We start from the raw sequence: 1,998 nt of genomic DNA, 5'->3' as shown, positions 1-1,998 counted from the left end.
ATATGTCTTTTTTCCCTGCATATATAAAGATAAGAAATTTGACTTTTTTATACAATTTTATTGTAGCATTTTTCTTATCTTGTGCAACAAGCACAACGTATAAAATTAATTGCTAGTTCTAGCCTACTTACGAAAATCCTTTCGGACTTTCTATCTGTGATTTATTTGCTAAATTTAGTGCTTAAACCACGCAACTAATCTTATACAAAAACGTTGGCAACAAGCGAAAAAAAATGAAAATATGAAAAGACAAATTTATCTTCTACTTATTCTAATATTAACAATTAGTTGTAGTTCTGAAAATGAAACACCATTAGATAATAATAACGATGATGGGACTGTTGATCCCGTTTTAAATATTACAAACTTTACAGCAACAATTAATTCACCGTTACAAACACGAGATTATTCTTATTACAATCAAGGATATGATGGTATTTTTGAAAAGCCAGATAGCATAAAGGTGTTTAATGGCAATATTAATATAAGTTATGAAAATAATTCAGTTCAACTGAACAATACTGACGTTCAACTCGTTTGGAGAAGTAGTATAGATGGAATTTTATTTCAAGGAAACCCTAATGATAACTTCGGAAGTGAAATTGAAAAGACATTAACTAATGGAATTCATACAATATTTTTAGAAGCCTCACTACCAAACCAAAATTTAACTGTGAAAGATTCTATAATATTATCTAACAGCATAAAACTTAATGCAGTAAATACAGGTAAATCTGTGAGACTAAATTGGACAAAATATGAAGGCAATGACTTTGTATCTTACAAGGTTTATACTGAAGACTTTTCCCCGATAACAGAAATTAACGACATTAATACATTAGAATATGATGTTACAAGCTTTTCTTCTCTTGTAGAGGATAAAAAATATCAAATTATCGTTGAAACAAGTGGTAATTACAATCATGTTATAGGTAGTAATATTAAAAGCATGCATCCAGGCGTTTTTATTGACTTTCCATATTATATAAGCAAAATTATAAAAGACCCTTCAAGAGAAAGGCTCTATGCTTTGGTTGGGAATAAAAACTATGAGTCTGATGTGTATGGTTTGTTAGTAATTGATATTAATAATCAAACATTTAAAATCAATTCTCATATATTGCAAGATGATATTTTTGCTGATTTAGATATGTCTCCAGATGGTCAATATCTTTTTCTATGTCAAGAACGAGTTGACAAATTAACAAAACTTAATTTGAACACGTTAGAAGCTACAACTTTTGCAACAAATACAAATGGGTGGGGAATTCATAAAATAGAAGTCGGTAATGATAATGTTCTATACTGTCATAGAGATCCTCCAACATCAGGCTCTACTTCTTTCTGGATTTATAATGGGAATAATGGAGGTTTAATTAATGGTCCAACAAGTGGTTTAAGTCACGGAGATATTGAATTAAATAATACAACTAATACTTTGTACGCTGGAGAAAGTAATACCAGTAACGGAAGGATGTATAAATTCAATGTAGATGGAGGTTCGATTAATTTAGACTCAAACTATCCTATTTGGCCAAACGGAGCTTCATATCCTTATCCTTTTATTCTGCTCTCTGATGATTACCAAAGCATTTTTTGGGAAAACTATCAATTAGATTTAGACTTAAATGTTATCAGAACTTTTAATACAGATATTAAAGCATGTAGTCCAAACAATAATTATATAGCAGATTTTGAAAAAACATATAACTATTCAGATTTAAGTGTTGCATGTAAATTTAATGGGTTGCCAGAAGGAAATTCCATGTTTAATTCTATAATATTTTCAGATGATACAACCCTTATTTATTCTCAAGCTAATCAATCTAATTCAAGAGATTCTACTGACCCATATTGGAGAGCTCAAACATATATCTTTAAATTTGAGATTGAATAAAGCCAGTTGCCAACACCGGTAACCGTTGCACAAGCCCGTAATAAATAGTATAACTATAATTAAAAACCGTCTTTAGAGACGGTTTCTATTTTTATACACTT

1 protein-coding gene is annotated in these 1,998 nt (G+C 29.8%); it reads left to right on the top strand.

The features are described 5' to 3' along the window. The first annotated feature begins 241 nt into the window (after positions 1-241). Positions 242-1,897, top strand: a complete 1,656-nt coding sequence (locus tag FQU21_RS17225) for a hypothetical protein (RefSeq protein WP_147679261.1) — start codon at positions 242-244, stop codon at positions 1,895-1,897. Positions 1,898-1,998: the final 101 nt, after the last annotated feature.

Origin of the sequence: Algibacter pacificus, assembly GCF_008033385.1 — a bacterium.
In the GTDB taxonomy this organism is placed as follows: Bacteria; Bacteroidota; Bacteroidia; order Flavobacteriales; family Flavobacteriaceae; genus Algibacter; species Algibacter pacificus.
This window is presented reverse-complemented; position numbering and strand designations above follow the sequence as displayed.

What these genes read in the sequence shown, in the direction of transcription:
- FQU21_RS17225 (WP_147679261.1), top strand. Translation starts at nt 242, where the DNA reads ATGAAAAGACAAATTTATCTTCTACTTATTCTAATATTAACAATTAGT.